Below are 16,117 nucleotides of genomic sequence, written 5' to 3' on the forward strand. Positions count from 1 at the left end.
TGCACTGCGTCAGGGAATGCCCTAGCCAATGTCACGGATGTGACCCCCACGCTTCTCGCTTCGCGTAGTGCGCTGCCCCCCGAGGGGGCCGCCGCGCCTGCGGTCTGGCAAAGCCAGTCCCGCGGCCCCTGCTTGGTTTAAATCGGGGCTCTCTGAACTTTGGTTTTAGGACTGGGGTAATTTGTAATCTTTAAGCATCTCACGCAGCTTTGTTTTGAGCATCTTGCCGGTCGCGCCCAGCGGAATGGCATCGACAAACACCACGTCGTCGGGAATCTGCCATTTGGCCGTCTTGCCGTCATAGAAGCTGAGCAGCTCTTCCCGCGTGACGTCCATGCCCGGTTTTTTGACCACCGCGATGATGGGCCGCTCATCCCATTTGGGATGGGGAACGCCGATGCAGGCGGCCATGGCCACGGCCGGATGCGCCACCGCAATGTTTTCCACGTCAATCGAGCTGATCCATTCGCCACCCGACTTGATGACATCCTTGCTGCGGTCCGTGATTTGCATGTAGCCATCCGCATCGATAGTCGCAACGTCACCGGTCGGGAACCAGCCATTGACCAAGGGGTCGCCACCCTCCCCCTTGAAGTACTCGCGCACAATCCACGGCCCCTTGACATACAGGTCGCCAAAGGTTTTGCCGTCCCAGGGCAGCTCCTTGCCGGCCTCGTCGACGATTTTCATGTCGACGCCAAAAATGGCGCGCCCCTGCTTGAGGCGGATTTTCATTTTCTCGTCGTCTGACAGCGCGTCATGCTTGTTTTTGAGCGTGCACAGCGTGCCCAGCGGGCTCATCTCGGTCATGCCCCAGGCGTGAAGCACCTCCACGCCATAGTCATCCCTGAAAGCGTTGATCATGGCGGGCGGGCAGGCCGAGCCGCCAATCACGGTGCGGCGCAGGGTCGAAAACTTCAGGCCGGCCGGCTTGAGGTGGCCGAGCAGCATTTGCCACACCGTCGGCACGCCTGCGGCATACGTGACTTTTTCAGCCTCGATCAGCTCATACACCGACTTGCCGTCCAGTGCCGGGCCCGGAAACACCAGCTTGGCACCCGCCAGCGCCGCCGAGTACGGAATGCCCCACGCGTTGACGTGAAACATCGGTACGACCGGCAAAATGGCATCACGCGCCGAAATGCACATGACATCGGGCAAAGCGGCCGCGTACGCATGCAGGATGCTGGAACGGTGGCTGAATAGCGCTGCCTTCGGATTGCCCGTGGTGCCGCTGGTGTAGCACATGCTGGAAGCGGAGTTCTCGTCAAAAGCAGGCCAGGTGTAGTCACCTGCCTGCCCGCCAATCCAGCGCTCGTAGCTCTGCAGATTCGGAATACCGGTGTCTGCAGGGAGCTTGTCCGCATCGCACAGCGCAATGTAGTGTTTGATGGTGGAGCACTTGCCGTGGACGGCCTGCACCAGGGGCAAAAAGGTCAGGTCAAAACACAGCACCTGGTCTTCCGCATGGCTGGCAATCCACGCGATCTGGTCAGGATGCAGGCGCGGGTTGATGGTGTGCAGCACGCGGCCCGAGCCGCTGACGCCGTAATACAACTCAAAGTGACGGTAACCATTCCATGCCAGCGTGGCAACCCGGTCGCTGAACGCGAGCTTCAGGCCATCCAGCGCCTGGGCTACCTGCCGCGCGCGACAGGCCGCGTCCTTGTAGGTGTAGCGATGCAAGTCCCCTTCCACCCGGCGCGACACGATTTCAGCGTCGCCATGGTGACGCTCCGCAAACTCAATCAGCGATGAGATCAGCAGTGGCTGGCTTTGCATCAAACCTAACATCGTCTTTTCCTTTCTTGCCCCGCCGGGTCGTTTATGAATCTACATGTCTCGTGGTTGCATGGTAGCGCGCAGGCCACCAGAGCCGCCTCGGGAAAATCCGCATCCGCGCCAGTCAAGGGCTACAGGCCCTCGCCTTCATATGCAATGCCCTACTGTCGGCCTGTAGGACCGAAGATGCAACTGTTGTCGTGCGCCCGACAGTTTCTAGGTACATACCCGGCCTGGCGAACGCACCTGCTACTCGCCATTCAGGCTGCGCCACCGGCGGGCTCCGCACGTCAAGGGTGGTGGACAATCAAAGCCATGCCCTTTGAAGCTGCCCTCGCCCACCATCGCTTCCTCAGCGGTCAGCCTTGGTTTGCCGACCTGCCGGCCGACGCACAGACCCGGCTGCTGGAGCGGACATTCACCATAGCCGGGCGCAAAGGTGATGTCCTGCTGGCGGCTGGCGAGACCGTCAAGGGCTGGTATGCAGTGCTGTCGGGGCTGGTGAAGCTGCAAAGCATGTCATCTGAAGGACGGGTGTCGGCCTTCCTGGGTGTGCCTGACGGCGAGTGGTTCGGCGAGGGTTCGACGCTGAAAACGGAGCCGCGCCGCTACGACGTGATTGCCTTGCGCGACACCACGCTGCTGTGCCTGCCGCGCACCCAATTCAACGAACTGCTTGCAGGCAGCCTGTCGTTCAACCACTTTCTGGTGGCCCACCTGAACCGGCGCCTCGGGCAGGCCATGACCATCATCGAGGCAGGCCGCCTGCGCGCCCCCGAGCAGCGCGTGGCCCTCTATCTGAGCCGTGTGTTCTGGCAGGGACGGCGCAAGCTCCTGCTCTCGCAGGAAGAGCTGGGACACCTCGCCGGCCTGTCACGGCAAACCGTGAACCGCGCGCTGCAGACCCTGGAGGCACAAGGGCTGGTGTCGCTCGAGTTCGGTCGCGTGGCCATACTGGACGAGCAGGCGCTGGCGTCCTGCGCCGTTCGGCCAGCCGACGGGACGGTTTAACCCCCGCTTTGCAGGGCTGCTGGCGTGATAAGACAATAGGGTCATGACCGATGCCATCGAAGCCCCTGCCGAAACCCCTTTCGACCCCCAGAGCCCCGCCGGGTTGGGCCTGAAATGGCTCAATAGTTTTGCCGGGCTGGGCCCTGGTTTTTACACCGAACTCCAGCCCTCGTCTCTGCCTTCGCCTTACTGGGTGAGTCGCAGCCAGTCGCTGGCCCGTGAGTTGGGCCTGGAAGACCACTGGCTGGAATCTGCGGAGGCGCTTGAGGTGCTGACCGGCAACCGCGGCATGGCAGGATCCCGGCCCCTGGCCAGTGTGTACAGCGGCCACCAGTTTGGTGTTTGGGCCGGGCAACTGGGAGACGGCAGGGCCATTTTGCTGGGCGATCTTCAAACGCCAGCGGGCACGCAGGAAATCCAGCTCAAGGGTGCAGGCCGCACACCCTACTCGCGCATGGGCGATGGCCGGGCGGTGCTGCGCAGTTCCATCCGCGAGTTTTTGGCCTCTGAAGCCATGCATGGCCTCGGCATACCCACCACCCGGGCACTTTGCGTGACCGGCTCCGATGCGCCGGTGCGCCGTGAAGAAATCGAAACGGCTGCCGTCGTGACGCGGACCTCGCCCAGCTTCATCCGTTTTGGCCACTTCGAGCACTTCAGCTACAGCAACCAGCATGCCCGGCTCAAAGTGCTGGCCGACCACGTCATTGACCGGTTTTACCCGGCCTGCCGCGAGGCACCGCAGCCTTATGCCGCGCTGCTTGAAGCCGTGAGCGAACGCACCGCACACCTGATGGCCGCATGGCAGTCGGTGGGCTTTTGCCATGGCGTCATGAACACCGACAACATGAGCATTCTGGGCCTGACCATCGATTACGGCCCCTTCCAGTTTCTCGATGCGTTTGACCCCGGCCATATCTGCAACCACTCTGACCCCCAGGGCCGCTACGCCTACAACAAGCAGCCCAACATCGCATACTGGAACCTGTTTTGCCTCGGTCAGGCCTTGCTGCCGCTGATCGAAGAACAGGAACACGCGCTGGCCGCACTCGAATCCTACAAAACCGTGTTTCCCCAAGCCCTGGAAGCCCGAATGCACAGCAAGCTGGGGCTGGCCGAGGCGCAACCTGACGACAGGGAATTGATAGAAAGCACCTTCAAACTGCTGGCCGCCAACAAGGTGGACTACACGATTTTCTGGCGCCGTTTATGCGGCTTTACCCCGCAGAGCGGTCACGAGCCGGTGCGGGACCTGTTTTTTGACCGCGAATCCTTCAACGCCTGGGCCCTGCAGTATTCAGAGCGGGTAGCCGGCATGGACCAAGCCGCGCGGGCCAATTTGATGCTGAAAAGCAACCCCAAGTTCGTGCTGCGCAACCATTTGGGCGAGGAAGCCATACGCGCGGCGAAACTAAAAGACTTTTCCGGTGTCAACACCTTGCTCGGCTTGCTCCAGGCCCCATTTGATGAACACCCGGGCCATGACAGTTTTGCCGATTTCCCGCCGGACTGGGCTTCGTCCATTGAAATAAGTTGCAGTTCGTAACACCCTCAACTCAGGATACCCATGAGCACCAAAATCCAGAAAACCGATGCCGAATGGAAGGCCTTGCTGGCGGAAAAAGGCGCCGAGCCGGTTGCCTTCGAGGTCACTCGCCACGCCGCCACCGAGCGCCCTTTTACCGGGAAATACGAGGACAACTATGCGCAGGGAACCTACCGCTGCATTTGCTGTGACGCCGAGCTTTTTGACTCGTCCAGCAAGTTCGACGCAGGCTGCGGATGGCCCAGTTTCTCCCAGGAATTAAAGAAGGGCGCCATTGAAGAGCATGTGGACCGCGCGCACGGCATGACGCGCACCGAAACCGTGTGTGCCAACTGCGGCGCACATCTGGGCCATGTGTTTCCCGACGGCCCCACCCCGACCGGCCTGCGCTACTGCATGAACTCCGCTTCGCTGGATTTCAAGCCAAAGTAATGGGCCCCCACGGTCGCTCACTGCGTGTAGCTCCCTGCCCCCCGAGGGGGCCGCTGCGCCTGCGGTCTGGCAAAGCCAGTCCCGCGGCCCCTGCTTGGGTGAAGAGCCCCCACGTTCGCTCACTGCGTGTAGCTCCCTGCCCCCCGAGGGGGCCGCTGCGCCTGCGGTCTGGCGAAGCCAGTCCCGCGGCCCCTGCTGGGGTGAAGAGCCCCCACGCTCGCTCACTGCGTGTAGCTCTCTGCCTCCCCGAGGGGGCTAATTTTTCTTGGGGCGGCCCGGCGAAAAATTGTTGGCTCGCCCAGCGTGGCCACTATGAATATGAATACCTATCACCCGCGATAATCACCCTATGAAAATTCTCTTTGATTTTTTGCCGATAGCCCTTTTCTTTGGCATGTTCAAGTTCGCGGAAGGCAACAGGGACTGGGCCGCCACCACAGCCACCCAATGGCTGGGCTTCATGGTGTCGGGCGGTGTGGTCGGGCCTGCCGAAGCGCCCGTGCTTCTGGCCACGGTCGTCGTGATTGTCGCCACCTTCGCACAAATTCTCTGGCTGAAAGGCCGTGGCCGCAAGGTTGACGCCATGTTGTGGGTCAGCCTGGGCCTGGTCACTATGCTGGGCGGCGCCACTATTTATTTTCACAGCGAGAACTTCATCAAATGGAAGCCGACCGTGCTGTACTGGGTCATGGGCGGTGCATTGCTGGTGGGCCAGCTGGTATTCCGGAAAAACGGCATCAAGTCATTGATGGGCTCGCAAATGGCTTTGCCTGACTCCGTCTGGCGCATTGTCAATTTCAGCTGGGTCGGCTTTTTCACCGTGATGGGGTTTCTCAATCTCTGGGTGGCCTTTAATTTCTCCACCAGCACCTGGGTCAACTTCAAGCTGTTCGGCGGTTTGGGGCTGATGATGGTGTTTGTGCTTGCCCAGGCGATTTACCTCAACAAGCACATCAAGCCGGGCACCACGCCATGAGCGTAGCTATACCCGCCAGCCGGCCACTGCCCGTCCGCGTGCAAGACATCGAACTGCAGCTCAGGGAACAGCTTCATCCCACGCACCTTGAAGTGCTGGACGAAAGCGCCGCCCATGCGGGCCATGCGGGGGCCAATGAACAGGGCTTTGGCACACACTTTCGCGTCCGCATTGCCAGCCCCGCGTTTGCAGGCAAGAGCCGCGTGGCGCGCCACCGGCTTGTGTATGATGCAATGCAAAATTTCATCGATCAGGGCCTTCATGCCCTGGCCATTGAGATTGTTGATTGAAACTGAAAATTGAACCACCGGTGGATGTGCTGTAAAAGCCGTAACCGCCGGCAATCAACTCCGCCCAAGATCCAAACCATTCACCAAGCGTCATCAAGGATTACCAAGACATCATGAAAAAGCAATTTTTACTGGCTACCGCCGTTGCAGGGCTGCTGGCCATGGGCGCGCAAGGCGCTTTCGCGCAGAACGTCGCCATCGTCAACGGCAAGGCAGTGCCCAAGGCGCGTCTTGATTCGCTGGCCCAGCAAATTGCCCGCTCCGGCCGTCCGGTGACCCCCGACATGGAAAACCAGCTGCGCGAGGAAGTCATTGCGCGTGAGGTGTTCATGCAGGAGGCCGAAAAGCAGGGACTGTCCGCCAGCGAAGACTTCAAGGTGCAAATGGAACTGGCGCGCCAGACCATCCTGATCCGTGAACTGTTCGCGGACTATCAAAAGAAAAATCCAGTGACCGAAGCTGATCTGAAGGCCGAGTACGACAAGTTCGCCGCAGCAAACGGCGGCAAGGAATACAAGGCCCGCCATATCCTGGTCGAAAAGGAAGCCGAAGCCAAGGCCATCATTGCCAGCCTGAAAAAAGGCGGCAAGTTTGAAGACATTGCGAAGAAACAGTCCAAGGATCCAGGCTCAGGAGCCAAGGGTGGGGACCTCGACTGGGCCAATCCATCGGGGTATGTGCCTGAGTTCAGCGAGGCGCTGCTCAAGCTCAACAAAGGACAGCTGACCGATGCGCCGGTGAAGTCGCAGTTCGGCTACCACGTGATCCGCGTTGACGACATCCGCAGCGCCCAGTTGCCTTCGTTTGAAGAAGTCAAACCGCAAATCGCCCAGCAGATGCAGCAGCAGAAGCTGGCCACCTTCCAGGAAGACCTGCGTAAAAAAGCGAAGATCGAATAAGCGTCAGCTGACGCTCCGGCGCGTTGCGCGCCATCTCAAAAAAAACGCGGCTCAAGGCCGCGTTTTTTGTTTCACCACACCATTACCCGACCCAGCGGCGCGCGTTATGCCACAGCTGCATCCAGGGGCTGAACTCGCCCTTGTCGCCCGTGGTCCAGCTCATCTGGACGTTGCGGAACACCCGCTCGGGGTGCGGCATCATGGCCGTGAACCGCCCGTCGGCCGTCGTCACAGCGGTCAGGCCGCCGGCACTGCCGTTGGGGTTTGCCGGATAGGTTTCGGTCGCCCGGCCGTGGTTGTCCGTGAAGCGCATGGCCGCAATCGCCTTGCCGGCGTCCCCGCGGTAAGCGAAATTGGCATAGCCTTCACCGTGCGCGACGGCAATCGGCAGGCGGCTGCCGGCCATGCCCTTGAAGAACAGGCTTGGCGAATCCAGCACCTCCACCATGGACAGGCGCGCCTCAAAGCGCTCGCTCCGGTTGGTGGTAAAGCGGGGCCAGGCTTGCGCGCCGGGGATGATGTCGGCCAGTTCGGCAAACATCTGGCAACCATTGCACACGCCCAGGCCAAAGGTATCCGGCCGTGCAAAAAAGCCCTTGAACTGCTCGGCCAGTACCGGGTTGAAGGTAATGGACCGGGCCCAGCCTATGCCGGCACCGAGCGTGTCGCCGTAGCTGAAACCGCCACAGGCGACCACGCCCTGGAAGTCCGCCAGCCGGGCGCGGCCGCTTTGCAGATCCGTCATGTGCACGTCAAACGCCTCGAAGCCCGCTTCGGTGAAGGTATAGGCCATTTCCACATGGGAGTTGACCCCCTGCTCGCGCAGCACTGCGACGCGGGGACGCGTGAGCATCAGCCCGGGCGCGCGGGATTCAGGTGTAAACGTCAGCTGTACATGCATGCCCGGGTCGGCTGGATCACCGACTGCAGCGTGTTCGGCATCGGCACAGGCCGGATTGTCGCGCTGCTGGCAAATCTTCCAGCTCGTGCTGTCCCAGACTTGCTGCAGGTCCTGAAGTTTGGCGCCAAACACCACCTTGGTGTCGCGCCAGACCTGCACTTCACCCTTGCCGACTTCCAGCGAAGCATGTTGCGGGCGGGTTTTGCCGATGAAATGGCTGAAACTGGACAGGCCGTGCTCGCGCAGGGTCTGCATCACCTCGTTGCGAACGTCGGTGGACACCTGGATCACCACACCCAACTCTTCATTGAACAGGGCCTTGAGCGTGAGCTCTTCACGGCGCGCTCCGACCTGGCTTGCCCAGTTCTTGCTGTCGCCCATGTCCATGCGGCTGTCGGAAATGCCGTCACCCTCGACCAGCAGCATGTCCACATTCAGCGACACGCCCACGTGGCCGGCAAACGCCATTTCGCAGCAGCAGGCCAGCAAGCCGCCGTCGCTACGGTCGTGGTAGGCCAGAATCCGGCCTTGTTTGCGCAACGTGTTGATTGCATTGACGAGGTTGACCAGATCTTTCGGATCGTCCAGGTCCGGCACCGCGCCATCTTCAAGATTCAGGGTTTGCGCCAGGATGGAGCCGCCCATGCGATTTTGGCCCTTGCCCAGGTCGATGAGGATCAGCGAGGTGTCCGCCTCTGCGGTGTTCAGCTCGGGCGTGAGCGTGCCGCGCACGTCGGCTAGCGTTGCGAAAGCGCTGACGATCAGTGACACCGGTGAGGTCACTTTTTTGCTCTCACCGCCTGCCTGGTCTTCGGTCCAGACGGTGCGCATGGACAGCGAATCCTTGCCGACGGGAATCGACACGCCGAGGGCCGGGCAAAGTTCCATGCCCACCGCCTTGACGGTCTCGTACAGCGCCGCATCCTGCCCCGGCTCGCCGCAGGCCGCCATCCAGTTGGCAGAGAGCTTGACGCGCGGCAACTCGATCGGCGCGGCCAGCAGGTTGGTAATGGCCTCGGCGACAGCCATGCGGCCGGAAGCCGCGGCATTGACTGCGGCCAACGGGGTGCGCTCACCCATGCTCATGGCTTCACCGGCAAAACCGCGGTAATCGGCCAGCGTGACGGCACAGTCGGCCACCGGCGCCTGCCAGGGGCCCACCATCTGGTCGCGGTGCGTCAGGCCGCCCACGGTGCGGTCGCCAATCGTGATCAAAAAGCGCTTGGAAGCGACTGTGGGGTGGCTCAGCACGGCGATGACGCTTTGCTGGAGGTCCACACCGGTCAGGTCAATCGGCTTGACGCTGCGTGTCAGGCTTTTCACGTCGCGGTGCATTTTGGGTGGTTTGCCCAGCAGCACATTCATCGGCATGTTAACTGGAGCCCCCACGCTTTTCACTTCGTGTAATACGCTGCCCCCCGAGGGGGCTGCGCTTGCTTGGGGCGGCCCGGCGCGGCGCGCGGCCGCTTCGTTGTCCGCCACCACCAATACCGGTTCGTCGGTGGCAACACCGATCACGGCAAAGGGGCAACGCTCGCGCTCGCAGAAGGCCTGAAACTGCGCCAGCGACTCGGGCGCGATCGCCATGACATAGCGTTCCTGGCTTTCATTGCTCCAGATTTCCTTGGGCGACAGTCCGCTTTCTTCCAGCGGCACGGCACGCAGGTCAAAACGGGCGCCCCGGCCTGCATCGTTCACCAGTTCGGGGAACGCATTGGACAGGCCCCCGGCGCCGACGTCGTGAATGGCCAGGATGGGGTTGGCCGCGCCAAGCTGGGCGCACTGGTTGATGACCTCCTGGGCACGGCGCTCGATTTCGGGATTGCCGCGCTGCACCGAATCAAAATCGAGCTGCGCCGCATTGGCACCGGAGGCCATGGAGCTGGCCGCGCTGCCGCCCATGCCGATACGCATGCCGGGGCCGCCCAGCTGGATCAACAGCGTGCCGGCGGGAAACTCAATCTTTTTAGTCAGGCCAGCGTCGATGGTGCCGACGCCACCGGCGATCATGATGGGCTTGTGGTAACCCCAGCGCTGGCCGCCCAGGGTTTGCTCGTATTCGCGGAAATAGCCGGCCAGGTTGGGCCGACCAAACTCGTTGTTGAAGGCCGCGCCGCCCAGCGGGCCTTCGGTCATGATCTGCAGCGGGCTGGCGATGTGCTCCGGCTTGCCGTAATCGCCGTCAAACAGGCGGGAGACCGTGAAGCCCGTGAGGCCGGCCTTGGGTCTGGAGCCGCGGCCGGTGGCGCCTTCGTCGCGAATCTCGCCACCGGCACCGGTCGAGGCGCCGGGGAATGGCGAAATCGCTGTCGGATGGTTGTGCGTCTCGACTTTCATCAGCACGTGCATCAGCACATCGTCGGTGGCACTGTAACTTTGATAGCTCTCAATCTCTGCATTCTCTGGACTGGAGGCCGATTTTGCATAAAACCGCTGGACTTTGGATCCTTCCATGACCGAGGCATTGTCCGAATAGGCCACCACCGTGTGCTGGGGATGGAGCTTTTCGGTGTTGCGGATCATCGCAAACAGGCTTTTGTCTTGCGGCACGCCGTCTATCGTGAAGTCGGCGTTGAAAATCTTGTGCCGGCAGTGTTCGCTGTTGGCCTGCGCAAACATCATCAGCTCGACGTCGGTCGGGTTGCGTTTGAGCTGGGTAAAGGCATTCACCAGATAGTCGATTTCGTCGGCGGCGAGTGCCAGGCCGAATTCCGTATTGGCGCGCTCCAGCGCGGCCTTGCCACCCTGCAGCACGTCAATGGTCTGAAGCGCCTCGCCCTGCAGTTCCGTGAAGAGGCCTGCCGCCTGCGCCCGGTCGAACATCACGCTTTCGGTCATGCGGTCGTGCAGCAGTGCCGCAACCTGCTCGCGCTGGGCATCGGTGAGGCTGGCCTTACCCAAGAGGCCCGATTTCAGGTGCAGGCGGTATTCGGTCAGCCGCTCGATGCGCTTGACAGCCAGCCCGCAGTTGTGGGCGATGTCCGTGGCTTTCGAGGCCCAGGGGGACACCGTGCCGAAACGCGGCGACACGATGAACAGCACAGCGTCAGCCGCTTTCAGGGGAGCTTCGGGTTCGCCGTAGGTCAGCAGGGCTGCCAGCCGGGTTTTGACTGCGTCCGAAGGCGGCGCCTCGGTGGCCACCAGATGCACAAACCGGGCGCTGATACCGGCGATCTTGTCGTGAATGGCTTGCAGGCGGGGAAGAAGTTGCTGGACGCGGAAGTCGCTCAGGGCGTTGATCCCGTGGGGTTCGCCCTCAAAAGTCGTCAGGTGCAGGGTCACGGTAGTGGTGGCCTTGTAATGGGAGGTGGGCAGCGCATAGGCTGTTTTTGTGGGGGTTTAACACCACCTGCAATCGCTAGGGTTTGCCGGTTACGCGTTAACCCGTAATTTTATCAGCGACTCGGTTTGTGCTGAATGAACCGGCTACTTTCATGGACGGACACCGCCAGACCCACCGCCAGACCCCATAGCCCACCCTTTTTACCGTTCACTTTGTCTCACGACATTTCCCGTTCAATTTCGCAGGAATACCCATACATACCCATGGCACGGACCGGTGGGATAATCAGAAACATGAGTATTACGTACAAAGATGCTGCGGGTATTGAGGGCATGCGCTTGGCCGGCAGGCTGGCGTCCGAGGTGCTGGACTACCTCACGCCTTTCGTCAAACCTGGCGTGACGACCAATGAGATCGACCGGCTGGCCCATGACTACATGACCCAGGTCCAGGGCACCATTCCCGCGACCCTGGGCTACGGCCCCCCCGGCTACGTGCCCTACCCCAAATCGCTGTGCACCTCTGTCAACCACCAGGTTTGCCACGGCATCCCCAACGACAAACCGCTGAAAAAAGGCGACATCGTCAACATCGATGTGACCGTCATCACCAAGGACGGCTGGCACGGAGACAACAGCCGCATGTACCTGATCGGCGAGGCGTCGATCGCGGCCAAGCGGCTGTGCAAGGTCACCTACGAGGCCATGTGGCAGGGCATCATGCGCGTCAAGCCAGGCGTGCGCTTGGGGGACATCGGGTTTGCCATCCAGGCCTATGCAGAAAAACAGGGGTTTTCCGTCGTGCGCGAATTCTGCGGGCACGGCGTCGGCCAGAAATTCCATGAAGAGCCGCAGGTGCTGCACTATGGCCGCCCCGGCACACTGGAGGAGCTCAAGCCGGGCATGACGTTCACCATCGAGCCCATGATCAACGCCGGCAAGCGCGACATCAAGGACGGCCCGGAAAAAGACGGCTGGAGCATCGTGACACGCGATCATTCGCTGTCAGCTCAATGGGAGCACACCATCCTGGTTACCGAAACCGGTTACGAGGTATTGACTCTCTCGGCAGGCAGCCCGCCCATTCCTGCGTTTGTCGCAGATTTTTTGGCTCAAAACAATCCGGCACAAATCCTGGTCAGCGCCTGAGCCGGCTCGTGTCAGCCTGTCCTGCGCACCTTGATGACCCCGTTCCCTACCCATGAGTGAACTGCTTCAGGTGCGGGAGCAATACCGCACGGGCAAGACAGCCCTCCTCGCATCGCTGGCCGGCAGCGGCGCCTCGTCCCGCGGCATTCACAGCCTGCTGCAAAAACTGGCCAAGCACACAGACGCCACGCTGCAGTTGCTCTGGCAGCGTGCCGGCTTCCCGGCCACGGCCTGCCTGGTGGCGGCCGGTGGTTTTGGCCGGGGCGAGCTGTTTCCCCACTCCGATGTGGACGTCCTGCTTTTGCTGCCGGACGACGCCAATGCCCAGGAAGATGCGGCCCTCAAAGCCAAAGTGGAAAGCTTCATCAGCAGCTGCTGGGACAGCGGGCTTGAAATCGGCTCCAGCGTGCGCACCGTGGCCGACTGCGTGGAAGAGGCCGCCAAGGATGTCACGGTACAGACCTCCCTGCTGGAAGCACGACGGGTTGCCGGCTCAAAAAAGAACTTTCTGAGGCTGCAAAAACAGCTCGATACGGTGCTCGACCCCAAGGCCTTTTATGTGGCCAAAACGCTGGAATTGCGTCAGCGCCATAACAAGTTTGAAAACACACCTTACGCCCTGGAGCCCAATTGCAAGGAGTCACCAGGAGGCTTGCGGGATCTGCAGGTGGTGCTGTGGGTTGCGCGGGCGGCGGGTCTCGGAAAATCGTGGGATGACCTTGCCCGTAGCGGCCTCGCCACGGCCTTCGAGGTGCGGCAGATCAAGGCCAATGAAGCGCTGCTGAGCCTGATACGCGCCCGCCTGCACCTTATTTCGGGACGGCGCGAAGACCGCCTGGTGTTCGATCTGCAAACGGCTGTTGCGGAGTCTTTCGGCTACTCAAGCCACGCCGACGATGGCAGCAGGCTGCCACGCCGCGCCAGCGAAGCGTTGATGCGCCGCTACTACTGGGCCGCCAAGGCGGTGACCCAGCTCAACCAGATCCTGCTGCTCAACATTGAAGAGCGCCTGAACCCCAACACCTATCCCCTGCAGCCCATCAACGAGCGCTTCTGCGACAAGGCAGGCATGCTGGAGGTGACCAGCGATGACCTCTATGTGCGCCAGCCGCATGCAATTCTTGAAACCTTCCTGCTGTATGAGACGACCGTCGGCATCAAGGGGCTGTCGGCGCGCACTCTGCGGGCGCTGTACAACGCCCGTGGCGTGATGACCGCGAAGTTTCGCCGCGACCCCGTCAATCGGGACACCTTCCGGCGCATCCTGCAGCAGCCCGAAGGCATCACGCACGCCATACGGTTGATGAACCAGACCTCCGTGCTGGGCCGTTATTTGTGGATATTCCGCAAAATCGTCGGGCAGATGCAGCACGACTTGTTCCATGTGTACACCGTGGACCAGCACATCCTCATGGTGCTGCGCAATGTGCGGCGCTTCTTCATGGCCGAGCATTCGCATGAATATCCCATGTGCTCACAGCTTGCGGCAGGCTGGGACAAGCCCTGGATACTGTTCGTCGCCGCACTGTTTCATGACATTGCCAAAGGGCGTGGCGGCGACCATTCAGAACTGGGCTGCAAGGACGTGCGCGTTTTCTGCCGCCAGCACGGCATCGCCGCTGTGGATGCCCGCCTGATCGAGTTTCTGGTGGGCGAGCACCTGAGCATGAGCAGGATCGCCCAAAAGGAAGACCTCAGCAACCCCGACGTGATTGCCGCCTTTGCCAAGCGGGTGGGCAATGAGCGCTACCTGACCGCCCTGTACCTGCTGACGGTGGCCGATATCCGGGGCACCAGCCCCAAGGTCTGGAACGCCTGGAAAGGCAAGCTGCTGGAAGACCTCTACCGCTACACGCTGCGCGTGCTGGGTGGGCGCGCACCTGACGCCGATGCCGAGGTGGAGGCCCGCAAGCGCGAGGCCCTGACCACGCTGGCTCTGCATGCCGAACCATTCGAGGCCCACAAGGCGCTGTGGGATACGCTGGACGTGAGTTACTTCATGCGCCATGAGGCAGCCGACATTGCCTGGCACGCCCGGCAGCTGTCGCGCTACGTGGGCAAGGCCAAGGTCATCGTGCGTGCGCGCCGCTCGTCGGCCGGCGAAGGCATGCAGGTGCTGGTGTACACGCCTGACGCGCCGGACCTGTTCGCGCGCATTTGCGGTTATTTTGACCAGGCAGGTTTCAGCATTCTGGATGCCAAGATTCACACCGCCAAAAACGGTTATGCGCTCGACACCTTCCAGGTGGTCAGTCCCGAGCTGGTCGACCACTACCGAGAGCTGGCCGCCATGGTCGAGGCTGACCTGGACCGAACCATTGAAGAGCCGGGCCCGCTGCCTCCTCCCGGCAAGGGCCGCGTATCACGCCGCGTCAAAAGCTTTCCGATTGCACCACGGGTGGATCTGCAGCCTGACGAAAAAGCCCAGCGGTGGCTGCTCAGCGTATCGGCCAGCGACCGCGCCGGCCTGCTGTACCTGATTGCGCGGGTCCTGGCCCGCCACCGCATCAACCTGCAGCTTGCCAAGGTCACCACACTGGGCGAGCGTGTGGAAGATACCTTCCTGATCGATGGCCCCGAATTGCAGCAAAACAAGGCGCAAATCGCCATTGAAACCGAGTTGCTGGAAGCGCTGAACGCCTGAGGCCGTTGCTGCAAGCCAACTGGTTGGCTTCGCTTTACGTTTGTTACCTGAATTTCTGACAGTTGATCAGGATATCGTCCTGCAGCCCGTTTTAGCGCAGACGTCCGGGCTTCGCGAAAACGCGATCACTCATCTCCTCCAAAAAAAGTATCGAATTGCTTTTGACGTTAGCAGTTGTATCGTCATTTGGAGTATCTAGCTGCTGACCCTGTTAGATCTGACAGGGGGAGGTGCATCGCAGCAATTTGTGCCCGTACTGGCGCGCTCCTAGACTCCCCTCACGCATGCCTCCCCGGCGCATGACGAGGAAACCAGCCAGCATGAAACGTCCTGACCACGACCCGCGCCCTCACGGCCTACTTACCCCATTTGACCGTAGAACCTTACTTTCACTCGGTGTTGGCACCCTGCTGCCGGTTATGCCGGCATGGGCCCAAAGCCCCGGCTCCAGCAAGAAAGCCCCAAGCAGTCAATGGCGCATGGTCATCAACGAGGCCGTGACGGGTGACACCAACATCTTCATCCTGACGAGCCGCTACCGTCCTACAGCAGATTTCCTGGAAACACACTTCAAGGGAAAGTCCATCGGACTGGAACCCGTTGTAGACATCAAGCGCTTCATGGCGCTGGCGCAAGGCCAATCCAAACCCGAGCTGGTATTTGGCAAGTCGGTCAATCAGTTGGCCAAGCTGGTGCGGGATGACGGCTATCAGCCCGTAGTGCGGCGTGCTGACCCCTACAAGGCCGCGTTCATCGTCGATAAGGCTTCACCGATGAAGAAACTTTCAGATGCGAAAGGCGCAAAAATCATCATGCCCGACGAATACGCAGCGACCAGTGCCGTGGCCAAAGCTGAGCTACGGCGGCAAAACGTCAATGCGAGCATCGTGCATATCCGTTATCAGGAAGCCGTGTCCCAGCAGGTGAAGGCCGGCTTGGCCCAAGTGGGTGTGGTCAACCCGACCACGGCCCGCAAATGGGTAGAAGATGGCGGCCGCCTGCTAGCCGAAACCCAGCCAGTGGTCAACTGGTCTGTGTTGGCAGGACCCAGTCTGTCGGCGGAGGTGGTGCAGCAACTGCGCGAAGCGCTGCTCAGCATGAACAGCCAGGCGCCCACGGTCATCGCCGCCATCGGCGTCAAGGCGTGGGCTGCGGCCGAGCGCAAGGACTATCTTGACTTGTTGGATTACACGAAGGAGTGAGGG

The 16,117-nt window shown here is 61.3% G+C and carries 11 protein-coding genes; 9 read left to right on the forward strand and 2 right to left on the reverse strand.

From position 1 onward, the window contains the following. Window positions 1-165: 165 nt before the first annotated feature. Window positions 166-1,794 (reverse strand): 3-(methylthio)propionyl-CoA ligase, encoded by a 1,629-nt coding sequence (locus tag AC1DUB_RS20825; protein WP_477731099.1) that lies wholly within the window; start codon window positions 1,792-1,794, stop codon window positions 166-168. Between the two features lie 303 nt (window positions 1,795-2,097). Here AC1DUB_RS20825 and AC1DUB_RS20830 point away from each other — a divergent pair, with 303 nt between their 5' ends. From AC1DUB_RS20830 to AC1DUB_RS20855, 6 genes are all read left to right on the forward strand, one after another. Next, window positions 2,098-2,793, forward strand: coding sequence for a Crp/Fnr family transcriptional regulator (locus tag AC1DUB_RS20830; RefSeq protein ID WP_477731100.1), 696 nt, complete (start codon window positions 2,098-2,100; stop codon window positions 2,791-2,793). A 43-nt stretch (window positions 2,794-2,836) separates the two neighbouring features. Further along, entirely contained in the window at window positions 2,837-4,339 is a 1,503-nt protein-coding gene (locus AC1DUB_RS20835; protein WP_477731101.1) for a protein adenylyltransferase SelO, read from the forward strand. Window positions 4,340-4,360: 21 nt separating this feature from the next. After that, window positions 4,361-4,771, forward strand: a complete 411-nt coding sequence (gene msrB, locus AC1DUB_RS20840; protein ID WP_477718135.1) for a peptide-methionine (R)-S-oxide reductase MsrB — start codon at window positions 4,361-4,363, stop codon at window positions 4,769-4,771. A gap of 349 nt (window positions 4,772-5,120) precedes the next feature. Continuing rightward, complete coding sequence (locus AC1DUB_RS20845) at window positions 5,121-5,747, forward strand: septation protein A (protein ID WP_477731102.1); 627 nt, start codon at window positions 5,121-5,123, stop codon at window positions 5,745-5,747. Beyond that, complete coding sequence (locus tag AC1DUB_RS20850; protein WP_477731103.1) at window positions 5,744-6,037, forward strand: BolA family protein; 294 nt, start codon at window positions 5,744-5,746, stop codon at window positions 6,035-6,037. The genes AC1DUB_RS20845 and AC1DUB_RS20850 overlap by 4 nt, the downstream gene beginning before the upstream one ends. Window positions 6,038-6,150: 113 nt before the next feature. Continuing rightward, a complete protein-coding gene (locus AC1DUB_RS20855) occupies window positions 6,151-6,936 on the forward strand; it encodes a peptidylprolyl isomerase (RefSeq protein ID WP_477731104.1) in 786 nt (261 codons plus the stop codon). An 82-nt stretch (window positions 6,937-7,018) separates the two neighbouring features. Here the strand turns inward: AC1DUB_RS20855 and purL are convergent, their stop codons facing one another. Further along, on the reverse strand, window positions 7,019-11,119 hold the full coding sequence (purL, locus tag AC1DUB_RS20860; protein WP_477731105.1) for a phosphoribosylformylglycinamidine synthase: 4,101 nt from the start codon (window positions 11,117-11,119) through the stop codon (window positions 7,019-7,021). Between the two features lie 294 nt (window positions 11,120-11,413). Between purL and map the strand changes: the two genes are divergently transcribed. The 3 genes from map to AC1DUB_RS20875 all read left to right on the forward strand — a co-directional run bounded on the left by map (window position 11,414) and on the right by AC1DUB_RS20875 (window position 16,114). After that, the gene (gene map / locus AC1DUB_RS20865) at window positions 11,414-12,268 is read left to right on the forward strand and encodes a type I methionyl aminopeptidase (RefSeq protein WP_477718130.1); all 855 of its coding nucleotides are present in this window, start codon (window positions 11,414-11,416) and stop codon (window positions 12,266-12,268) included. Between the two features lie 52 nt (window positions 12,269-12,320). Next, window positions 12,321-14,912 carry a [protein-PII] uridylyltransferase gene (locus AC1DUB_RS20870; RefSeq protein WP_477731106.1) on the forward strand — a complete coding sequence of 864 codons (2,592 nt, stop codon included), beginning with the start codon at window positions 12,321-12,323 and terminating at the stop codon, window positions 14,910-14,912. Between the two features lie 320 nt (window positions 14,913-15,232). Then, entirely contained in the window at window positions 15,233-16,114 is an 882-nt protein-coding gene (locus AC1DUB_RS20875; protein WP_477731107.1) for a phosphate/phosphite/phosphonate ABC transporter substrate-binding protein, read from the forward strand. Window positions 16,115-16,117: the final 3 nt, after the last annotated feature.

This window comes from Polaromonas sp. P4_F9 (assembly GCF_056401235.1).

Bases quoted from the DNA above. Each gene is read 5' to 3' on its own strand.
- AC1DUB_RS20835 (WP_477731101.1), top strand. From the start codon at position 2,837: ATGACCGATGCCATCGAAGCCCCTGCCGAAACCCCTTTCGACCCCCAG.
- AC1DUB_RS20875 (WP_477731107.1), top strand. From the start codon at position 15,233: ATGAAACGTCCTGACCACGACCCGCGCCCTCACGGCCTACTTACCCCA.
- AC1DUB_RS20830 (WP_477731100.1), top strand. From the start codon at position 2,098: ATGCCCTTTGAAGCTGCCCTCGCCCACCATCGCTTCCTCAGCGGTCAG.
- AC1DUB_RS20845 (WP_477731102.1), top strand. From the start codon at position 5,121: ATGAAAATTCTCTTTGATTTTTTGCCGATAGCCCTTTTCTTTGGCATG.
- AC1DUB_RS20855 (WP_477731104.1), top strand. From the start codon at position 6,151: ATGAAAAAGCAATTTTTACTGGCTACCGCCGTTGCAGGGCTGCTGGCC.
- AC1DUB_RS20850 (WP_477731103.1), top strand. From the start codon at position 5,744: ATGAGCGTAGCTATACCCGCCAGCCGGCCACTGCCCGTCCGCGTGCAA.
- map (WP_477718130.1), top strand. From the start codon at position 11,414: ATGAGTATTACGTACAAAGATGCTGCGGGTATTGAGGGCATGCGCTTG.
- AC1DUB_RS20825 (WP_477731099.1), bottom strand. From the start codon at position 1,794: ATGTTAGGTTTGATGCAAAGCCAGCCACTGCTGATCTCATCGCTGATT.
- AC1DUB_RS20870 (WP_477731106.1), top strand. From the start codon at position 12,321: ATGAGTGAACTGCTTCAGGTGCGGGAGCAATACCGCACGGGCAAGACA.
- msrB (WP_477718135.1), top strand. From the start codon at position 4,361: ATGAGCACCAAAATCCAGAAAACCGATGCCGAATGGAAGGCCTTGCTG.